Here is a 20,677-nt window from a genome sequence, read left to right as displayed (position 1 = left end):
AATCGTATTCAATTTTTTTGTATTTTTAACAATACGATTAAGTCATGCCTTCTAAAATCCAGAAGGAATTCCAAATTTATCAGTCAGTTTTTGCAGCTCGCTACTGGTTATAGACATAACGGAACCATGTCTGGGAGTAAACTTACCGAGCAATGGTGTATTTTGAACAAAAGTAAAATGCGATAAGTCTGAACTTTTACAAAACTGATAATAGCCCTCCGTGTAACAGTCATACATTAATATGTAATCATCCGAATCGATCAACTTAAATACACTGGAACCTTCAACAGGTTTATGCTGATCCGGATTGAGATGACGATATTCGGTGTGATAGGGTCCGGTCACATTTTTACTTGTTGCACGCATCACACCACTCTTTGTCTGTAAACCATTATTCACTGTAGATAATCCCTCATCCTTAAAAAATAAGACGTACTCCTTTTTCTGTTTATCGAACACAATATCACCATCAATAGCTGCTGTTCCAAAGTCAAATAACAATTCCGGTGTACTGATATCCGTAAAATCGGAATTTGCATACGAGTAATAGATCTTAAAATAGGGCTGTTTTTTATCTCCTACAGCATACTCCCAATCGTGTCTACCGATAGAGTAATAGATCATGTATTGTTGTTTGTCATTGTCCCAAATGGTTTGCGGGGCCCAGACCGCATGTAAATTATCCTGAGCAAATCCTTCTAGATCAGGAAACCGCTTTGGGAAATCAATCGCTTGATGTTCCCAATGAATAAGATCGGTACTTTTCATCAAAATAATACCCTTATTGCTCTGCCAACCTTCACTTGAACGCATATCTGTCAGCACCATATAGAACGTTTTTCCATCTTCAGAACGCGTGATATGGGGATCGCGAATACCTTTTTTTAAAGCAATGCTATCAGATGCAATAACTGGTTTCCCCTCATTTAAGGGCTGATAATTTAAACCATCTTTGCTTATTGCATAACGGACTTGTTCGCCGTCTGGACTATTGTCAGAAAAATAAGCAAACAGATAAGCTACTGCTTCAGATTTTGAAGCTGTACTATGTTGTCCGAATACTGTGATTTTAATCAATACCGCCATCAATATCAATGGCAATCGGATTATAATTTGTATCTTTTTCATGTCATTACTTATTTTTGAGCAGGTATGCGAAAAACGGTGAACGAATAAGGAGACAATTTGCATCTGTCTAATTGAAGTGTTACTGCAACAGGTCTAGCTGTCTGATCTGTTGGTTTTCCTGAAATAACATTTGCATTCACTTGTTGATTTGCAACACCAATAGTCGAAAGATCAAGTTCAAGGTCAATTTCAACAGGTAACAAATTCACCAATTTGACGATGATATCACCCGATTTAGCGTCGCGTACGATTGATTTCCCAACTCGTTTACGAACCGTTTCATCTTGATTAGACAACTGTAAATCACTAAACAGATAGGTATCGCCAGCATGTTGTCCAAATGCCTGTTGGATATAGTAACCCACAGTAGGTTTCACTGTCGTATTATCGAAATAAATCAGATCTGGAGACCACTGCGTATTTCCTTCTTTTGCCAATAGGGGTGCATAAGAAGTCATCGTAACGACATCGGCATTCCGCTCCACGTTACACAAGTGCAGTGCCTCTGCCAATGCTGTTTCAATTGTACTGGCACGATCAGGAAGATGCGCAGCATACTCTCCAAGATATACCTTAGCCTTATTACGGTCATAACGATCGTAAAAGTCCTGATTATGGATAAACCATCCTGGAGGGTTATAGTAATGTTCATCAATTAAAGGAACCTCCAATTTTGTCGCTAAATCCCACCCTTCCACATAATCCGATCCTTCGTAAAAAGGACCCGCCGTTCCAATAACTTTAACATCAGGATATTTCTCTTTTACTGCTTGATAGATCATTGTAAAACGTTCTTTGAATATATCAGTAATCAAATCTTCATTACCAATACCTATGTATTTCAAATTAAAAGGAGCAACATGTCCCGCTTCAGCACGTTTCTTACCCCAAAAAGTTTTACTATCTCCATTAGCATATTCAATTAAATCCAAAATATCTTGAATATAATCGCCCATATCTTCCATTGGAATGCCACACTGCTGCCCACCAAGTTCGTGACCATGATGTCCTGAATTTTGGCATGGTACGCCTGCCGCCACAACAGGCACTGGTTCTGCACCTAAATCTTCACAAAATTGAAAATATTCAAAATATCCTAAGCCAAATGATTGATGATACCCCCAGAGATTACGCTGTGGCTTTCGTTGCTCCACAGGTCCTATCGTATTTTTCCAATGGTAGATATTATCGATACCATCTCCATGAGCTACACAGCCGCCAGGGAAACGCACAAACCGAGGTTTCATGTCAGCAATAGTCGTAGCAAGATCTGCTCTTAAACCGTTCGCTCTATTTCGGAAAGTATTTTTAGGAAATAACGAAATCATGTCCATATCGACTGCTCCATCATGGGAATAAGTAATCACCAATCGCGCATCCGAAATGGTTGCGTTTCCAACCATATCTAATTTATACTGTTCCCATTTTTTAGATATTTTTTTTGTTTTCGTTTCACCAATAGTATTCCCCTTCCTATCTACTAATCGAATGATCAGTTGCCCAAATTGACCAGATATTGTTCGAGCATATACCGAAAACTTATATTGCTCGCCTTGCTGTATAGAAATCCCACCAAATCCCTCATTAACAATTCCTCCTCCATTTTTAGCATGCATGCTTACATAGTGGTGGTTATTTTTGTGAATCGGTGATACCGTATCAATCGAAAGAATCGTTTCCGTATTCGTCGTACTCCAGGCAGTCAGACTGTTCCATTCTTTTCGGTCCATAGCAGAGTATTCAAATCCTCTATTCTGAATCAATTCTGCATATAATCCGCCATCAGCGGCATAATTGATATCTTCAAAAAATGCTCCAATAAGCAAATCACTGATCTTACGATCAGCAATATGTTCATCTAATTTTAGTTTTCCTTTTAGAGGAGTAAGTGAAGCAAAGCGTTGCACATCATCGACCATCCGTTCACTGTTCAACTTTCCTTTGTAAGTATCCAATTGCTGTTTTTTTAGCAGATTTTCAAGTGTTTGCCACGCAACTTTATGAACAGTCCCTGTGTAGATTCCATCCACTAGACGTACCTCAACTTTGCTGTTTTGAGTAACCATTACTTTCTTATTTGCTGAAAATATTTTAAAATCCTTTGTTTCTACAGCATAATATTCTTCAACATTCCGATCCGTCTTCCAGACGACCTGGTAGATACCTGTCGTTTTGTTGTAATCAATTACAGGACTGAGGCAGTTACCTCCTGCAAATACTAAAGGATAAGACTGGCTCTCCCACTGTATCAAATCGCGCGATGCACTGTGTGCAAAAGCACCATCTTCTTTATTCAAACTCCAGACACAATGCCAAGTTCCCGTTGGAGATAAAAACAAAAAAGGATCAATCATCTTCTTTTCCGATCCCCATCGACCATAGTCAGACCTTAAGAAACTTGCTTCAGCGCCAATGTTGTTCCATTTCTTCTTATCCAGGCTCCACGCAAAATGCAAACCATTATGGTGATCATTCTTTCCAGAGCTATAGGCAAAAATATAAACCGAATCCGGTTCATTGGCATACAATATTGAATGTTGTATAAGAAAGAAAAGCAATAAGCATATGTAAATAAGCTGTTTTTTCATCAGAATAAAAAATTAATATGAGTTATTTATTTGCAATAACACAACTCAATTATGATATCTTTTATCAATCAATAATTGAGTCATGAATATAAACAATGGAGGTGTACACCTTTTATTTTTATCATAAAATGAAGAGTCCTAGATGGTGCCAAATAGAAATTAAAGTTACATTAGTTTAACAGTCTGCACCCTATCAAGACTGACTGCTTCACCTCCGCCTTTAAGCCCATATTTACACCGTAAATACCTTGAAATAATCCGAAATAGATAACTTACATCAACCTAAAAGCGCCAACACAACCATATGCCTGCTTCACCTTTCGGTTTAAAGGTTATTTTGATGTAATGCCTTTTTCTAGATCGCATCCATTTCAAATGATGTCCGCCTACAGTACCAACAAAACCAAGATGTACTGTTTCGAACGGTTTTAAAGACCATAGTAATTGTAATCACTTTTCCAAATGGCACCAAGTAGAACTTCAGATCATATCTCCCCTCACCGGCTGCATCATGCTCATCACATCTCCGCAGACAAATAATAATGGAGTCAACAAAATGATACGATCAAGAGTATATTTATAACCTGACGCCTAGGTGAAGGCTTCAGGCTTAATCATATAACTGCTTTGTCTAAGACAAAGCTTCGTATAGTTCATGGTGATTTTGCACTGCATTGCGACCCATGACCGTATCATTGTAAAAAACTTATTTTATTGAACAGCCAGCTTAATGACTGTCAAAGAGTATGGTGCAAACGTATCTGCTATCTTTTTCCCTTTATAATTAACTTGTTCCACTTTGGGCTGTATTTTCAATGGTTCTTCAAAACTTGTTGATATACTCAAGTCCCCATTTGCCAATGTCGTTTTCATAGCATTTTGTTTAAGTTTTTTCTTCGAGTTGATATCAAAGTTAACCTGTACCGGTTTACTATTATAATTCACAAATTTGATAATCAATTCCTTCGTGATACTGTCGTAAACAGACGATGCGAATAAACTATCTTTACCTGCGACAGCAGCTCCATTCCATTTAACGGGTACGATATCCGTACCAGTATTGGTGGAATACAATTTCTGCACCTGATAACTTGGTGTTCCATATGCATTTAAATTATCCACCCAAATCAAATCTGGAGTCCATTGCCAGCCATCCACATGGCCAAATAATGGTGCATACGATGCCATTTGCACAACATCAGCATTTCGTTCGAGTCCAGTTAAGAATGCTGCTTCTGATAGAGCTGCTTCCCAAGTACTCCGACCAGGACCGTTTGGTCGCGTAGTGTGTGAAGCATATTCACCGGCAAACACTTTAGGACCGTTACGGTCATAATCATCATAACGAGATACACTCGACAAAAACCATGATGGCGGTCTATAATAATGTTCATCAATAATATCAATCTTCATCTCCCGTAATTGTTCATCCAGATAAGCAAAACGCTCGCCATCGGGATCTGTTCCTGAGCTTGCTATAATGGCGATTTCAGGATGCTTCTCATTTAAAACCTTTTTAAATGCAGCTAAACGCTCTATATACTGAGGTCCCCAATTTTCATTCCCTACACCCAACATTTCCAGGTTGAAAGGAGCCGGATGCCCCATGTCCGAACGAAGTTTACCCCAAGTAGTCGTCACAGCCCCATTGGCAAACTCAATCAGATCCAGTGCATCCTGAACATATGTGTCCAACTCATCCATTGGAACAAGCTCTGCCGTATTAAACTGACATGCCATCCCACAGTTTAAGATGGGCACTGCCTTAGCGCCAATATCTTCAGCCATTAAGAAATATTCATAAAATCCCAATCCAAAAGTTTGAAAATAATCCGGTGCCGGTCTGTGCTTAAATTCAGTATTCCAACGGTTAATGATCAATTCACGTTCCTCGATCGGACCTACTGTTTTTTTCCATTGGAACCGACTCGCTAGATCCCTACCTTCCACTATACAACCTCCAGGAAAACGGATAAATCCAGGTTTCATATCTGCCAATAGCTGCACCATATCCTTACGTAAGCCTTTAGGTCTATTTTTCCAGGTATCCATTGGGAAAAGAGAAATCATATCCACTTCCACATCGCCCGCTCCTTCGATCCAGACATTCAACTTACCTTTAGCAACAGTCTCTAAAGCCGTAAATTTTGATGCCCCACTTTGCCAATCACTTCCACTAGCCAATGTTAACTCACTTGATCCAATCACTTTATCCTCTTCATTTAGCAATTCGACACGAATACGCATTCCGCTAGAAGCTTCTTTAAAAAGAAGTGAAAATTCATACTGCTCCCCTTTCTTAATTCCCATACCTCGGAACCCTTCATTTTGCACCCCAAGCTGGACACCCTTTGGATTATGAATCTTCAATGAGCGCGGATTTCCTTTTCGTTTACTGTTGTTTGTAATTAGAAAAGTGCCTTCTGGTTCTTTAGTCAGTTTTTTCCATCCCATCCAAGGTTCGTTAAACTCGAAAGATCGGTTTTTAACTAATTCAGCATATATTCCACCATCGGCACCCATGTTAATATCTTCAAAAAATACACCCCACATGCCTTGTGACATCTTTCCTGCAGATTGGTCAAGGTCTACTTTAAAACTTACAGGAGTTTGTGCAAATAATGACGTAGATCCAACCATCATAGCTGCTAATAATAGCTCAATTTTTTTCATCCTATATTATCTTATGGTAAATCTATATTCAGATTTCGTGCTATAAGTCTGTTCTGGTTTCAACACGGTAGAAGCAAATGCTGGATGGTTAGGTGCATCTGGATAATGCTGTGTTTCTAAACAAAAAGCAGAGCGGAAGGGATATGCCAAACCACTTTTACCTTTTGGATCAGTGTCCCTCATGAAATTGCCACTATAAAACTGTAAACCCGGTTCAGTGGTCAATACTTGCATTTCTATTCCCGTTTTCGGTGCATAAACAGATGCAACCTTTCTAAAACCAGACGCTTTAGACAATTCAAAGTTATGATCATAACCCTTTCCAATTTTTAATTGGACATCCTCTGTTTCAATGCGATCACCGATGACAAATGCTTGACGAAAATCAAATGGTGTTCCCCCCACTTGAATACTTTTTCCTGTTGGTATCAAAGTGTCATCAACTTCTGTAATTGCCTCGGCATCGATTTGCAGTTCGTGATCCAGTATCGTTGCAGATCCTGCACCACTTAAATTGAAATAAGCATGGTTCGTTAAGTTTAATACGGTTTCTTTATCCGTAGTCGCTTGATAATCCATTACCAGTCCGCCTGTATGACTTAAAGTATAAGTTACCTGCATTTTCACTTCTCCAGGATAACCAGCCTCTCCATCAGGAGAAATATAAGTGAATGTGATGGATGTATCCGAACTATTCGCGACATCCCATACCTGATTGTACACACCATGTGTACCGCCATGCAGGGAGTTTTTACCATCATTCTTCTCCAGTTCGTATTTAACTCCCTGTAAAGTGAAAGTTGCATCCCCGATTCTATTTCCATAACGACCTACGATAGCCCCATAAAAATTACTTGCATTAGCTTTATACGCTGCAGCACTGTCATAACCAAGGATCACATCTGTCAAGTTGCCGGCTTTATCAGGAACCTGTAAGTTCACTAACCTTGCACCATAATTTGTCAGCGCAGCTTTAAGCTTGCCATTCGTTAATGTATACAATTTGACATCTTTACTATCGATAACCGTATCAAAAGACTTATCCACAGAATCTGTCGTTTCATTCGTATGCTGTTTATTCGAGCTCTGTTGGCAACCACAAGCCAATACGGAGGTCAATAAAATACCATTTATAATTTTACTATTCATATTGTTATGATTTACAATTGATTAATCATTATTACATCTACCAAAAACGCACATATATAGCTGTTACTAATAAGAGTGTTACCACAATCAATACCAAAATCGAGGGCTCTACTTTGAACATCTTTTTGTCCAGAACAAATGCTTTTGGATTCTCTTTTGGACCCAATAAACTAACACCGATCATCATGGCCAAGGTAAAAGCAAAAGCTAGTCCCATACAGATCTGAAATGGAATTTCGTAGTTGCCGCTTTTATTGATGTAGGCTGTGTACAGCCAAGTTTCAGGACCAAATACCTTTGTTGCAAACTCATTGAAAAATATCGATAAACCAAATCCCGAAATCAATCCCGTGATTGCAGCAGGACCTGTGGTACGTTTCCAGAACATTCCCAATAAGAACATTGCAAATACACCAGGACTAATAAAGCCCGTGTATTTTTGGATGAAAGTGAATCCTCCAGCACCACCAATTCCTAATGTATCATTCCAGGTAAATAGGACAGCCACAAGGATAGAAATGACGATCGTGATTTTACCTACCCATACCATTTTCGATTCCGAAGCACCTGCATTGATGTATTTTTTGTAGATATCCAACGTATAAATAGTCGCAATACTATTTGCTTTACCCGCTAAACCGGCAACGATAGCAGCCGTTAGTGCCGCAAGTGCTAAACCCTTCATGCCATTTGGCAGATGTCCAAGAATGGCAGAATAAGCATTATCAGCATGAAATACCCCTCCTGGAGCCATCTCTTCTTGCAATGCTCCATTTTTATAAAGTACATAAGCTGCTATACCAGGCAACATCACGATTAGCGGCATTAACAGTTTTAATAAGCCTGCAAATAAAATACCCATACGCGCAGTTTTTAGATCCGCTCCCAATGCACGTTGGGTGATGTATTGATTACAGCCCCAGTAATTCAAATTCACAATCCAGATACCTGCCAGGTACATGCCTATTCCGGGCAACATCAAATATTTATTGATCTCCTCTTGTGTCGCGCCGACTCCAGGTTTATCCACGATCATTTCAAAGTGCTTAGGCGAATCTTCCATTAGCTTGTTGAAACCAGCCAATACGTCCTTGCCTAGACCAAAGTGTTCACTCACCAATGTTAATGCAACATAAGTAGTAGCGATACCGCCGATAATCAAGACTACTACTTGAATGACATCGGTAAAACCGATGACACGCATACCTCCTAGTGTAATAATCACAGCAAATACAGCCAGTGCCACCATGATCAAGTGAAAACTATCACCCCCACCGGCCATACTCGATATAGCGATTGCGCCGAGGTATAAAATCGAAGTTAGGTTGACAAACACATATAAGAAAAGCCAGAAAACAGCCATAATCAGACTGGTCGTTTCATTGTATCGATTGTTTAAAAACTGTGGCATCGTAAAGATTTTATTCTTCAGATAAACAGGTATAAACCACACGGCCACAATAATTAATGCTACAGCAGCAATGAGTTCGTAAGCCGCAACGGCAATACCGACCTCAAATCCGTTACCACTCATGCCAATAAATTGTTCGGCAGATATATTGGATGCAATTAATGATGCCCCAATAGCCCACCAGGTCAATGAACCCTCTGCCAAGAAATAGTCTTTACTGCTATTATTGGCTGCTGTTTTTCTGCTGTAAATCCAGAAGCCATATCCGGCTACAATAATAAAGTAGACGACAAAGATGATGTAATCTACCGTTGCAAATTTATCCATAGTGTTGCGACTTGCTTATGATGAAGTCCCTCTGCAAAAAAACAGAAGGACAATTTCGTTTATTTCTTCATTAAAAAATAGAGTTCATTCCACTTCAATTGGTTTTCCAGATGCGTCAACGTCGTATTTTCATCAATAGCGACATACTCCAGTCCAGCAATACGGGCAAAATCTTCCAGATATTCAGGTGTTAAACTTAAACTATAAGCAGTATGATGAGCACCACCAGCATAGATCCATGCACTACAAGCAGTTTTCATATCCGGAAGGGGTTTCCATAGAACCCGTGCCACCGGCAATTTAGGCAACTCCTCTTTCACATCGACACCCACCACTTTATTGACGATCAAGCGAAAACGAGTTCCTAAATCAATCAGTGAAGCATTCAAAGCAGGACCACTTAAGCCATCAAACACCAAACGCGCAGGATCGGCCTTACCGCCAATTCCCAACGGATGTACTTCTATTCGAGGCTTATCAGCTGCTAAAGCAGGATCCACCTCAAGCATATGCGAACCTAGTACCATTTCATTCGCAGGATCAAAATGATATGTGTAGTCTTCCATAAATGCTGTAGTACCCGGCAAACCAGCACCCATTACTTTACATGCACGCACTAAAGCTGGTGTTTTCCAATCACCTTCACCAGCAAATCCATATCCTTCTGCCATCAATCGCTGCACTGCTAATCCCGGTAGCTGTACAAGTCCATGCAAATCTTCAAAAGTATCAGTAAAACCTTTGTAGTTTCCCGATACTAAAAACTTCCTTAACCCAAGTTCAATACGGGCAGCTTCAACTAAACTATGACGCTGCTCACCACCTTCCAATACATTTGGCGCTAAATCGTAAGTCGCCTCGTAATCCGCTAACAACATATTGATTTCAGATTCCGTTACTGCATCGACCACAGCAACAAGATCGCCAACGGCATAAGTATTCACTGAAAATCCAAATTCTGCCTCTGCAGACACTTTATCTCCATCAGTAACCGCCACGTAACGCATATTGTCACCAAAACGAACAAATTTTGCTCCTTGCCAGTCATGCCAAGCAGCTGCTGCACGTACCCACACATTTATGCGTGCAATGACCTCCTCATCTTTCCAGTGACCAGTAACTACTTTTCTACCAATATTCAAACGAGTCACAATATGACCAAATTCACGATCACCATGTGCACTTTGGTTTAGATTCATAAAATCCATGTCCATCGAACTCCAAGGGATATCACGGTTATACTGAGTATGCAAATGAAGTAAAGGTTTCTGTAAAGCCTGCAATCCTCTAATCCACATTTTGGCGGGTGAGAATGTATGCATCCATGTAATCACACCGATACAGTTTGCAGCAGCATTAGCAGCAGTTAAAGTACTGTATATTTCTTCACTATTTTTGACAATGGGTTTGTATACTACCTGTACAGGGATCTCTCTATGTGCCGCAAAGTATTGTGCCACTTCTTCAGCATGTACCGCCACTTGTTTTAGGGTCTCTTCACCATATAAATCCTGGCTCCCAGTAACGAACCAAACTTCCAATTTATTTAAATCGATATTCATAGTTAATAATTTTTGATTGGCTTTAGATCCAATCTCCTTTCAATTTTATTCGTTTATTTTTGATTATTAGGTATTTTTATTCTTGACCATAATACGCAGCACCACCATGCTTACGTTCATAATGTTTTTTGATCAATGCATCCTTTAGACGTGGGGCCTTCGGATTGATCTGCTCCGTAAGCAAAGCCATTTTTGCTACTGTTTCCAAAACAGCGCTGTTGTATACCGATTTATCTCCCGTTTTCCCCCATGTAAAAGGTGCATGGTTACCAACTAAAATCATCTCCACTTCCTTGTAATCGAGCTTATGTTCATTAAAATGATTGATTATCTGAAATCCAGTTTCGTATTCATAATTACCAGCTATCATATCATCTTCCATAGGTGCCGCACAAGGAATATCGGAAGTTAAGTGATCGGCGTGAGTCGTTCCAAAAATGGGAATATCACGCTGGCTCTGTGCCCAAGCAGTGGCATAAGTTGAATGCGTATGTGTAATACCACCCACACCTTCCCAATGCTTATAAAGTACAGCATGTGTTTTCGTATCTGATGATGGCCTCAGCTTACCTTCAACCACACGACCCTCAAAATCAACAATAACCATATGATCCGGTGTTAATTGATCATAAGGCACTCCACTGGGTTTAATGGCAAATACAGCCTTGTCACGATCCGCAACACTTACATTACCAAAAGTAAAAAGTACCAGTCCCAATTGAGGCAACTGCATATTACATTGATAAGCTTCTTCTTTTATAGATGTATATATCATTATTTTAAATTAAAAAATCATGAAGAGCGGTAACAATTAGTAAGGCGTTACGACACTTTTCGCTTAGTGTTTAGTTTCTTCGATAAATGTACCGAGCTTAAGGTAGTGCTGGTATCGTTTGGCATAGATGGCGACCATCTCAGCACGAGGTTCGTAAGTTTTTTCGAAACCCTGCCCCATCGCTTCCATAGCATCTTCAACCTTAGCATAAATACCAGCCGCAGTAGCCGCAAACATAGCCGCCCCTATAGCGCAAGTCTGTTCAGATTTATGAATACGGATAGGCATATTCATCACATCAGCCATGGTCTGCATGATATATGGAGATTTTTTTGCTACTCCACCCATACCAATTAATCCCTTGACTGGAATCCCTTGTTCTACAAAACGATCTGCTATACTTTTTGCTCCGAAACAAGTAGCTTCGACAATTGATCGAAAGATACGTACCGCATCTGTACCAAGATGAAGCCCCATTAAAGCGCCTTTTAAAGTTTGATCAGCATCAGGTGTACGACGGCCATTAAACCAATCTATTGCCAATTCAGAAGATGTTGTGACCGGTAATGCTTCAGCCTTTCGACTTAATTCAGGGATTAATTGTGTATCAATAAGGTTCGCGATTTTTGTTTTATCTGCGGCCGAAAAATCGTTTGATTGCGCAATTAAATTAGTAACTGGCCATGATAACACTTGTCTAAACCAAGCATAAGCATCACCAAAAGCCGACTGGCCAGCTTCCATACCCATCATACCCGGGATAATCGAACCATTGACCTGACCACAGATACCCTTTACCAATGTGTTGCCCACCTCATTTTGCGGAGCTACCAACATGTCACAGGTAGAAGTTCCCATCACTTTACTTAAATAATACGGTTCGATCTGTCCACCTACAGCACCCATATGGCAATCAAAAGCACCAACACCAACAACTACATCAGTGGAAAGTCCCAGTCGGTCTGCCCATTCTTCCGAGAGCGTTCCAGCAGATTCGGCAGCAGTATACGTTTCGGTAAATAAACGATCAACCATACCATCTAAATACGGATCCAGTTCTGCAAAAAAATGATTCGGTGGAAGACCACCAAAATCAACAGCCCATAAAGATTTATGCCCTGCCGCACAAACACTACGTTTGATATCCTGAGCACTTTTTCCTCCTGTCAATAAGAACGGGATGTAGTCACAGTGCTCCACCCAGGTATATAGTGCCTTGCGAACATCCTGATCATCACGCAGTATATGAAGCAATTTTGCCCAAAACCATTCTGACGAATATATTCCACCAACATATTTTAAGTAATCCGTATCGTATTTTTGTGCATGCGCATTAATTTCCTTCGCTTCTTGAACTGCTGTATGGTCTTTCCAAAGCACAAACATCGCGTTGGGATTGTCTGCAAAACGATCGGACAAAGCGAGCGGTATTCCCTGTTTATCAACAGCTATCGGTGTAGAGCCAGTTGTATCGACAGAAATTGCTTTTACCGCTTTGACAATCTCATCATTATCGGCCTTTTGAAGGCATTCTCGTATCGTTGATTCCAGTCCCTCTATATAGTCTAACGGATGCTGACGAAACTGATTCGTCATCGGATCACAAAATTTACCGCTGCTCCATCTCGGGTAATAGAATACAGCGCTAGAAACTTCTTCGCCATTTGCCGCATCTACTAAAACCGATCGAACGGAATCACTCCCGTAATCTAAGCCGATCACATAAGCTTTATTCATTTATTGATTGATTTGGTTTATAATATTGATTTATAATCAATTACATATTAAAACACGTTCACGAATCCATCATGCGATTCGGCGTCTCTAGTAATTAATGTCAAATTAACATTTATTTTTTTAAATAATGAAATTTTAATTTTTTTTTTCGTTGATTTGTATTGCGATAGAAATAAAATATGACCTTTTTTATCACGCAATCGTATAAAAAAGACAGAAAATATATTATTTCTTAAACATGTTAGATATTATAACAGATACGAGACATTTTGTATCTTTAATTAATTATAAAACGAGATTAATCAATTATGGATTTTTACAAGAACGAACCAAGCTTATTATTAGCTGTGGACTGTATTATTTTTGGCTTTAATGGCGAATCACTAGAAATTTTGCTGATAAAACGTGGGTTCGAGCCCGAACGAAATAAATGGAGCTTAATGGGAGGATTTGTTCAACCTGATGAAAATCCACAGCAGGCGGCTTCCCGTATCTTAAAAAAACTAACAGGTTTAGAAGATGTCTATATGGAAGACTGCGGTATCTTTGGAGATCCTGACCGTGAAAAATATGGCCGAGTTGTCAGCATCGCACATTTCGCATTGATTGATACCCACCAATATCAGCATATTATTAGTGAGGAGTTTGAAGCGCGCTGGTTTCCGCTCAAAGAACAACCGGAATTGATTTTCGACCACCCTCAGATGATCGAGAAAGCAAAACAAAAATTGCGCATGAAAGCTGCTCTCTACCCCATTCTGTTTGAGCTATTGCCTGAAAAATTCACCATTCCACAAATTGTTGCACTTTACGAAGGTGTCTATGATACCGAACTGGATACTCGCAATTTTAGTCGTAAGCTCCTGTCTTCAGAACTGATCATAAAACTTAAGGAAAAAGACAAAGAAAATTCGAAAAAAGGAGCCTTCTACTTCCGTTTAAACAAAGATATTTATAAAGAAAAGATCATGTCATTTTTAAGCTACTTACCGAGTTGGTCCTTAAATGGTTAGTCAAATGCGCTCACGTACAAGAGCCATTTTTTTTGCCTAGCTAAATAAATGTATAAATAACATTTAACACTCTATTACAAAATCATTACCTCCACCTGAACTTTTATGAAGCTAAAACTAATCCTTTCCTATGCTACTTACGCGGTTATCTTTACGAGCATACTAGCTGCTCAAACGAAACCTCAAATAAGCTATTTTGAACTGAAAGATGTCCGTTTACTTCCGGGTGAATTCAAACATGCTGAGGATCTAGATTTAACATATTTATTAACACTTGATGCAGATCGTTTACTCGCTCCTTTTCTTCGCGAAGCAGGTTTACCACAAAAAAAAGAATCTTATACCAATTGGGAAAACACAGGATTAGATGGTCATATAGGTGGTCATTACCTCTCCGCTCTAGCACATATGTATGCTTCAACAAATGACATACAAATCAAAAAAAGATTGGATTATATGCTGTCCAATTTGAAAAACTGCCAAGATGCCAATGGTAATGGATACATCGGTGGTGTTCCCGACGGAAAAACCATCTGGGAGGAAATCAAAAAGGGGAATATCCAAGCCGGCGGATTCACGTTGAATGGTAAATGGGTCCCTTTATATAATATTCATAAAACCTATGCCGGTTTACGAGATGTCTACCTCCTCACTGGCACTCCAGAAGCTAAGGACATGTTGATCAAAATGACTGATTGGGCTATTGCCCTTGTGCAACAATTGTCTGAGAAGGAGATTCAGGATATGTTGCGCAGTGAACATGGGGGTCTCAATGAAATCTTTGCAGATGTTGCTGCCATCACACAAAACCCTGCCTATCTAACACTTGCGCGTCAGTTTAGCCATCATGATGTGTTAGATCCATTGATCAAACACCAGGATAAACTAACCGGTCAACATGCCAACACACAAATCCCAAAAGTACTAGGATTCAAAAGAATCGCTGATCTTGCGCAGGATGAAACATGGGAAGATGCTGTTCGCTATTTCTGGGAAAGTGTCGTGACGCAACGTTCTATCTCCTTTGGTGGTAATAGTGTTAGTGAACATTTTAATCCTACAGATGATTTCTCGAAGATGGTACACAGTATTGAAGGTCCTGAAACCTGCAATACTTATAATATGCTCCGTTTAACAAAAATGTTATATCAGACCGATCCGCAAGGTCGATATCTGGATTATTACGAAAGAAGTTTATATAACCATATCCTTTCCAGTCAACATCCTGAACATGGAGGCTTTGTCTATTTCACACAAATTCGTCCTGGCCATTACCGGGTCTATTCACAGCCCCATACCAGCATGTGGTGCTGCGTTGGATCGGGAATGGAAAATCATGCCAAATATGGAGAGATGATCTACGCGTACAAGGAGGCTGAGCTTTTTGTCAACCTCTTTATTCCTTCTCGTTTAAACTGGCAAGAACAAGGAGTCGAAATTGTTCAGGAAAATAATTTTCCTGAACAAGCAAATACCACATTACGTATTCATCCGAAAAACCACGCAGCGAACTTTACGTTGCATATCCGCAAACCAGCGTGGTTAAAGAAAGAACCAGTGGTCAGGATCAATGGAAAAGTACAAAAGACCAATCCTAGAGAAACGGACTTCATCACCATCAAGCGGACATGGAAAAAAGCTGATCGCGTCGAAATTGAGCTCCCTATGGGTATCCATACAGAACAATTGCCTGATCACAGTAACTATTATAGCGTACTCTATGGTCCCATTGTCTTAGGGGCACGTACTGCGACTGAGCCATTACCGGATTTACTGGCCGACGACAGCCGTATGGGGCATGTGGCAAAAGGGGTGCAGATACCTTTACGTGATTTACCGATACTGAGCAGTGAAGCAAGTACCATCCCTAATTTAGTGAAGCCCATCGCATCAAAACCTTTACACTTTTCGTTATCCGGACTTCGACTAGGAAAAGAAGCACTAACCATGGAGCTAGAACCATTTTACAAGATTCACGATAGCCGCTATATCATCTATTGGCCGCAAGCGACGGAACAAGAGCTTGCTGGTACACAGGAAAAAATGCAACGCGATGAACAAGAGAGTCTCCGTTTAAACACCCTAACCATGGATAAAGTTGTCTGCGGGGAGCAACAACCGGAATCTGATCATTTTATTCAACAGCTGAATAGTCATGCAGGTGTATTTGACGATACCCGTTGGCGTGAAGCAGACGGCTGGTTCAGTTATATCTTAAAAAAGCAAGATGGAAAAAATGCAGACATCTATATCAAATATCTAACGGAAGAAGGTCCAAGAACGACAGAAATCATGGTAAACGATGTTATCGTTGGAAAATTAATGCCAGCTACAGCAACATCTGATATCAAAACAGCACGTTTCACATTGACACAGGGTCTAGAAGCAGAAAAACAATTAAACATAAAAATCAAAGGAGCAGACCAGAATAGAAGCCACAAAATTCTCGAAATTCGTATCCTCAATAATCAATAAAAATTGAGACAATTATGTCTATAACTGGCAATACTTTACCTTGCATGATGATATCCTGAGACTCAATACCCAGTCTCAGGGTTCATATTTTTACTTCTCCTCATCCGCCTTCAAATCAATGATTTTTTCCGTAAGCAATTTCAATACGGAATCAGTGGCAATTAAATTAAAATTCCATATCTCCATTAAAAATAGAAAAGCTCCAAGAATTTCTTCTGGGAGCCTACCAATCAACCAATTATAATGATAACCATCTTACTTCTTTACTTGCTCAGCAGATAACCCTGTTAAGCGGTCGCCGACAATTGTAATCTCATTTAGCTTTGCCGTCAAACTAGTCAAATCTGAAGAGGAAAATGCATAAACTGCAGCCCAAAGATTCTCCTGCAAATGGGCTAATTTAGTTGTCCCTGGAATCGGTACGATAAAAGATTTCTGCGCTAAGAGCCATGACAGTGCCACCTGTGCAACGGTTAATCCACGGAGATCTCCAAATTCTTTAAGAGTGTCAATCAATTTCCAATTCGCAATTACATTTTCAGGTTGATACCGCGGCAATGAAGGCCTGTTATCATTATTAGGATCATATATTGAACGCTCATTTAAGTATCCCGTAATCATCCCACGACTTAGCGGACTATACGGGACAAAACCAATCCCCAATTCTTCACATAGCGGAATCACATCCTTTTCCGGTTCACGTGTAAATAAAGAATATTCACTCTGCAAAGCTGTTAGCGGTTGCACAGCATGGGCTTTTCTTATATTGTCCACATTCGCCTCATTCATTCCAAAATGCCTCACCTTGCCTGTTGCTATGAGATCTTTCACTGCACCAGCGACTTCTTCAATAGGGATATTAGGATCAACACGATGTTGGTACAATAAATCGATGTAATCTGTTTTTAAGCTTTTCAATGAATGTTCGACAACTGCTTTAATACGATCTGGATGACTATCGAGACCTTCAGACGGTTTACCATTTTTAAAACCAAATTTAGTAGCTATGATGATATCCTTACGAAACGGAGCCAATGCCTCCCCAACCAGTTCCTCATTGAACAGAGGACCATACGCTTCTGCTGTATCGTAAAAATTCAATCCCAATTCTGGAGAGCGTCTCAATAAGTCAATCATTGCCTTTCGATCGGGAATAAAACTCCGATGATAGCTCATACCCATGCAGCCTAATCCCAAAGCCGATACTTCAAGACGTTGCTTCCCTCTACCCAAAGTCCTTTTTTCTGATGAAAGATTCATTTTACTTTTGTCACTATGGTTTTCTTTTTCGGATGAACGATTACATCCTACAAGTCCTAAAGAAGAAGTTGCCAATAAGCTCGTTCCGATAAACGCTCCCTTTTTTAAGAAGTCTCTTCGATTATTCTGTTCCATATCATTTAAGTTTATTCTTTACTATTTAAAAAATCCCAAAAGTCGATTCAAGCTCTAAAGAATCCACGTTCTTGTACTTATTCAAAAATCGGCACAAATATGTAGCATTATAGGATACAAATTACTGTTTAACTTACCATTATTACAGATTACATGCTTTAAGGCTCCCATCAGACACTCAACATGTTCTAAGATTACATGAATCATCATCCTATTCTTCCGAGATCGCGAGCAATTCAGCAGATAGGCGCTCACCTTGAATGGAGATCCTTCTCAGGGCAACCTCTATTTCGATCAGATCCTCGGCTGTCATCATGACGTTGGGCGCCTGAATATTATCATCAATGTAGTCGAGCTTATCCATTCCCGGGATAGGAACAATAAGACGGTTTTTACTAAGCAACCAAGCTAATGCGAGCTGCACCGTTGATATTCCTTTTTTTAGTGCCAATGCATTTAACATTTTGATTAAAGGCATATTCGCCTGCATCGCTACTTTGGTAAATCTGGGAAAGCTCGCGCGCAGATCAGTTTCAGGATCAAAGGTAGTTTCTGCTGTTATCGTACCGGTCAAAAAACCAGTACCCAAAGGGCCCCACGGCACAAAACCAATTCCCAATTCCTCACAAAGCGGTAGCACATATTGTTCCGGCTCACGTGTCCAGATCGAATACTGGTTTTGAACAGCAGTGACCGGTTGAATAGCGTGTGCCTTTCTGATAGTAGATGCACCCACCTCAGAAAGTCCAAAATGCTTTACCTTCCCCTCCGCAATTAAATCTCCCACCGTACCGGCGACATCTTCAATCGGAACATTCGGATCAACCCGATGTTGATAAAATAAATCAATATAATCTGTCCTTAATCGCTTAAGCGAAGCTTCTGCAACTTTACGTATGTGTTCAGGTCGACTGTTCAAGCCACCTTCTTCCGAGATCATACCAAACTTGGTTGCGATAACGACCTCCTTGCGAATAGGGATCAACGCCTCACCCACCAATTCTTCATTTGTAAAAGGTCCGTAAGCCTCCGCTGTATCAAAAAATGTGATTCCTTTCTCAAAAGCTCCACGTATCACACGAACACCTTCCCGTATGCTAACTGCCTTTCCAGTACCAAAACTCAGATTCATACAGCCCATCCCTATTGCTGACACTTCAACTCCGCTATTTCCTAAAACTCGCTTTTTCATTTTCTTTACCCATTTAATTTGTTTAAATTCATTAGCCAATCATCATTTGTTAAATAACAGGACAAAATTCGCTAGGTTCAGTTGATTCTTGCTTATACAGATTACGGCAATGCTTACCATTATTACTGTTAATAGCCTAAGCCTATCCCGACCTATGCTGTAATTGCTTAATATTGAATTATAAAAAAAGAGTTATGGAAGAAATCATCAAAATAGACAGTATTGATGCCTACAATAAAATGCGTGGCATAGAAACCTTGCATCCCTTAATTACAGTAATCGACTTATCGAAAACAAAACCGATGCCTGCACAGACTTTTAACTTTGGTCTTTATGCCATCTTTCTGAAAGAATTAAAATGTGGCGAATTGAAATACGGTCGCAACAATTATGATTTTCAGGAAGGAACATTGGTTTTTATTGCTCCGGGACAAGTATTGGGCGTACAACCTAATATCACAACCTTTCAACCCTCAGGGTGGGCACTCTTGTTTCATCCAGACCTGATCAAAGGAACTTCATTGGGAAAGAAAATCCATGAATATAACTTCTTCTCATATGATGTAAACGAGGCTTTACATCTTTCCGAAAAAGAGCGGCATATTGTTTTAGATTGCTTTACCAAAATCCAATATGAAATGGAACAAAGCATTGACAAGCACAGCAGAACATTGATTACATCCAATATTGAATTATTTTTAAACTACTGTACCCGATTCTATGACAGACAGTTTGTAACCAGGGACCATTCCAACAAGGGTATACTGGAAAAATTCGAAGATATATTAAACGCTTATTTTACCGAAGATAAATCTCAAAAAATCGGACTACCGACGGTAGCTTACTGTGCTTCAGAATTGAACCTATCTCCAAATTACTTCGGCGATATCATCAAGAGTGAAACTGGTATTACTGCGCAGGAATATATCCAAACTAAGGTTATCGATTTCGCCAAAGAAAGAATTTTTGATCACGAAAAATCAATCAGTGAAATTGCCTATGAATTAGGTTTCAATTATCCCCAGCATTTCACTCGTCTGTTCAAGCAAAAAGTAGGCATGTCTCCCTCCGAATACCGATCATTAAATTAATTATATAATAGTCTTAATCCACAAGTTTCTCCTCAAGACTGTCTTAAAATGTTATTAAGTAAGAAGAAATACCAAAGGAAGTCTATCCAGTCTTTATCAACTTTGTCAATTTGTTTTAAAGAAGACCGCCGACGATTTATATGCATGATGATAAAATTATT

13 protein-coding genes are annotated in these 20,677 nt (G+C 39.7%); 3 read left to right on the top strand and 10 right to left on the bottom strand.

Annotated elements, in window-relative coordinates:
• Positions 1–51: 51 nt before the first annotated feature.
• From FHR29_RS03335 to FHR29_RS03300, 8 genes are all read right to left on the bottom strand, one after another.
• A complete protein-coding gene (locus tag FHR29_RS03335; protein ID WP_221197791.1) occupies positions 52–1,128 on the bottom strand; it encodes a glycoside hydrolase family 43 protein in 1,077 nt (358 codons plus the stop codon).
• A gap of 8 nt (positions 1,129–1,136) precedes the next feature.
• Positions 1,137–3,716 carry an alpha-L-arabinofuranosidase C-terminal domain-containing protein gene (locus FHR29_RS03330; protein WP_183912310.1) on the bottom strand — a complete coding sequence of 860 codons (2,580 nt, stop codon included), beginning with the start codon at positions 3,714–3,716 and terminating at the stop codon, positions 1,137–1,139.
• 711 nt (positions 3,717–4,427) lie between these two features.
• Positions 4,428–6,389 (bottom strand): alpha-L-arabinofuranosidase C-terminal domain-containing protein, encoded by a 1,962-nt coding sequence (locus tag FHR29_RS03325; protein ID WP_183912308.1) that lies wholly within the window; start codon positions 6,387–6,389, stop codon positions 4,428–4,430.
• A 6-nt stretch (positions 6,390–6,395) separates the two neighbouring features.
• The gene (locus tag FHR29_RS03320; protein WP_183912306.1) at positions 6,396–7,538 is read right to left on the bottom strand and encodes an aldose epimerase family protein; all 1,143 of its coding nucleotides are present in this window, start codon (positions 7,536–7,538) and stop codon (positions 6,396–6,398) included.
• 37 nt (positions 7,539–7,575) lie between these two features.
• Complete coding sequence (locus FHR29_RS03315) at positions 7,576–9,276, bottom strand: sodium:solute symporter family transporter (RefSeq protein ID WP_183912304.1); 1,701 nt, start codon at positions 9,274–9,276, stop codon at positions 7,576–7,578.
• 59 nt (positions 9,277–9,335) lie between these two features.
• Positions 9,336–10,838, bottom strand: coding sequence for an L-arabinose isomerase (gene araA, locus FHR29_RS03310; protein WP_183912302.1), 1,503 nt, complete (start codon positions 10,836–10,838; stop codon positions 9,336–9,338).
• Between the two features lie 76 nt (positions 10,839–10,914).
• Positions 10,915–11,613: an L-ribulose-5-phosphate 4-epimerase gene (locus FHR29_RS03305; RefSeq protein WP_183912300.1), complete on the bottom strand. Its 699-nt coding sequence runs from the start codon at positions 11,611–11,613 to the stop codon at positions 10,915–10,917.
• Positions 11,614–11,676: 63 nt separating this feature from the next.
• The gene (locus FHR29_RS03300) at positions 11,677–13,350 is read right to left on the bottom strand and encodes a ribulokinase (protein ID WP_183912298.1); all 1,674 of its coding nucleotides are present in this window, start codon (positions 13,348–13,350) and stop codon (positions 11,677–11,679) included.
• Positions 13,351–13,658: 308 nt separating this feature from the next.
• Between FHR29_RS03300 and FHR29_RS03295 the strand changes: the two genes are divergently transcribed.
• Entirely contained in the window at positions 13,659–14,363 is a 705-nt protein-coding gene (locus tag FHR29_RS03295) for an NrtR DNA-binding winged helix domain-containing protein (protein WP_183912296.1), read from the top strand.
• Positions 14,364–14,468: 105 nt separating this feature from the next.
• Entirely contained in the window at positions 14,469–16,838 is a 2,370-nt protein-coding gene (locus tag FHR29_RS03290; protein WP_183912294.1) for a glycoside hydrolase family 127 protein, read from the top strand.
• 255 nt (positions 16,839–17,093) lie between these two features.
• Here the strand turns inward: FHR29_RS03290 and FHR29_RS03285 are convergent, their stop codons facing one another.
• Both FHR29_RS03285 and FHR29_RS03280 read right to left on the bottom strand, forming a co-directional pair.
• Positions 17,094–18,233, bottom strand: a complete 1,140-nt coding sequence (locus FHR29_RS03285; protein ID WP_183912292.1) for an aldo/keto reductase — start codon at positions 18,231–18,233, stop codon at positions 17,094–17,096.
• A gap of 211 nt (positions 18,234–18,444) precedes the next feature.
• Positions 18,445–19,425 (bottom strand): aldo/keto reductase, encoded by a 981-nt coding sequence (locus tag FHR29_RS03280; protein WP_183912290.1) that lies wholly within the window; start codon positions 19,423–19,425, stop codon positions 18,445–18,447.
• 194 nt (positions 19,426–19,619) lie between these two features.
• Between FHR29_RS03280 and FHR29_RS03275 the strand changes: the two genes are divergently transcribed.
• Complete coding sequence (locus tag FHR29_RS03275) at positions 19,620–20,516, top strand: AraC family transcriptional regulator (RefSeq protein WP_132842448.1); 897 nt, start codon at positions 19,620–19,622, stop codon at positions 20,514–20,516.
• Positions 20,517–20,677: the final 161 nt, after the last annotated feature.

Origin of the sequence: Sphingobacterium sp. JUb56 (assembly GCF_014191365.1) — a bacterium.
Classification (GTDB): Bacteria; Bacteroidota; Bacteroidia; order Sphingobacteriales; family Sphingobacteriaceae; genus Sphingobacterium; species Sphingobacterium anhuiense.
This window is presented reverse-complemented; position numbering and strand designations above follow the sequence as displayed.

What these genes read in the sequence shown, in the direction of transcription:
- FHR29_RS03275 (WP_132842448.1), top strand. Translation starts at nt 19,620, where the DNA reads ATGGAAGAAATCATCAAAATAGACAGTATTGATGCCTACAATAAAATG.
- araA (WP_183912302.1), bottom strand. Translation starts at nt 10,838, where the DNA reads ATGAATATCGATTTAAATAAATTGGAAGTTTGGTTCGTTACTGGGAGC.
- FHR29_RS03285 (WP_183912292.1), bottom strand. Translation starts at nt 18,233, where the DNA reads ATGGAACAGAATAATCGAAGAGACTTCTTAAAAAAGGGAGCGTTTATC.
- FHR29_RS03335 (WP_221197791.1), bottom strand. Translation starts at nt 1,128, where the DNA reads ATGAAAAAGATACAAATTATAATCCGATTGCCATTGATATTGATGGCG.
- FHR29_RS03290 (WP_183912294.1), top strand. Translation starts at nt 14,469, where the DNA reads ATGAAGCTAAAACTAATCCTTTCCTATGCTACTTACGCGGTTATCTTT.
- FHR29_RS03295 (WP_183912296.1), top strand. Translation starts at nt 13,659, where the DNA reads ATGGATTTTTACAAGAACGAACCAAGCTTATTATTAGCTGTGGACTGT.
- FHR29_RS03280 (WP_183912290.1), bottom strand. Translation starts at nt 19,425, where the DNA reads ATGAAAAAGCGAGTTTTAGGAAATAGCGGAGTTGAAGTGTCAGCAATA.
- FHR29_RS03315 (WP_183912304.1), bottom strand. Translation starts at nt 9,276, where the DNA reads ATGGATAAATTTGCAACGGTAGATTACATCATCTTTGTCGTCTACTTT.
- FHR29_RS03305 (WP_183912300.1), bottom strand. Translation starts at nt 11,613, where the DNA reads ATGATATATACATCTATAAAAGAAGAAGCTTATCAATGTAATATGCAG.
- FHR29_RS03320 (WP_183912306.1), bottom strand. Translation starts at nt 7,538, where the DNA reads ATGAATAGTAAAATTATAAATGGTATTTTATTGACCTCCGTATTGGCT.
- FHR29_RS03300 (WP_183912298.1), bottom strand. Translation starts at nt 13,350, where the DNA reads ATGAATAAAGCTTATGTGATCGGCTTAGATTACGGGAGTGATTCCGTT.
- FHR29_RS03325 (WP_183912308.1), bottom strand. Translation starts at nt 6,389, where the DNA reads ATGAAAAAAATTGAGCTATTATTAGCAGCTATGATGGTTGGATCTACG.
- FHR29_RS03330 (WP_183912310.1), bottom strand. Translation starts at nt 3,716, where the DNA reads ATGAAAAAACAGCTTATTTACATATGCTTATTGCTTTTCTTTCTTATA.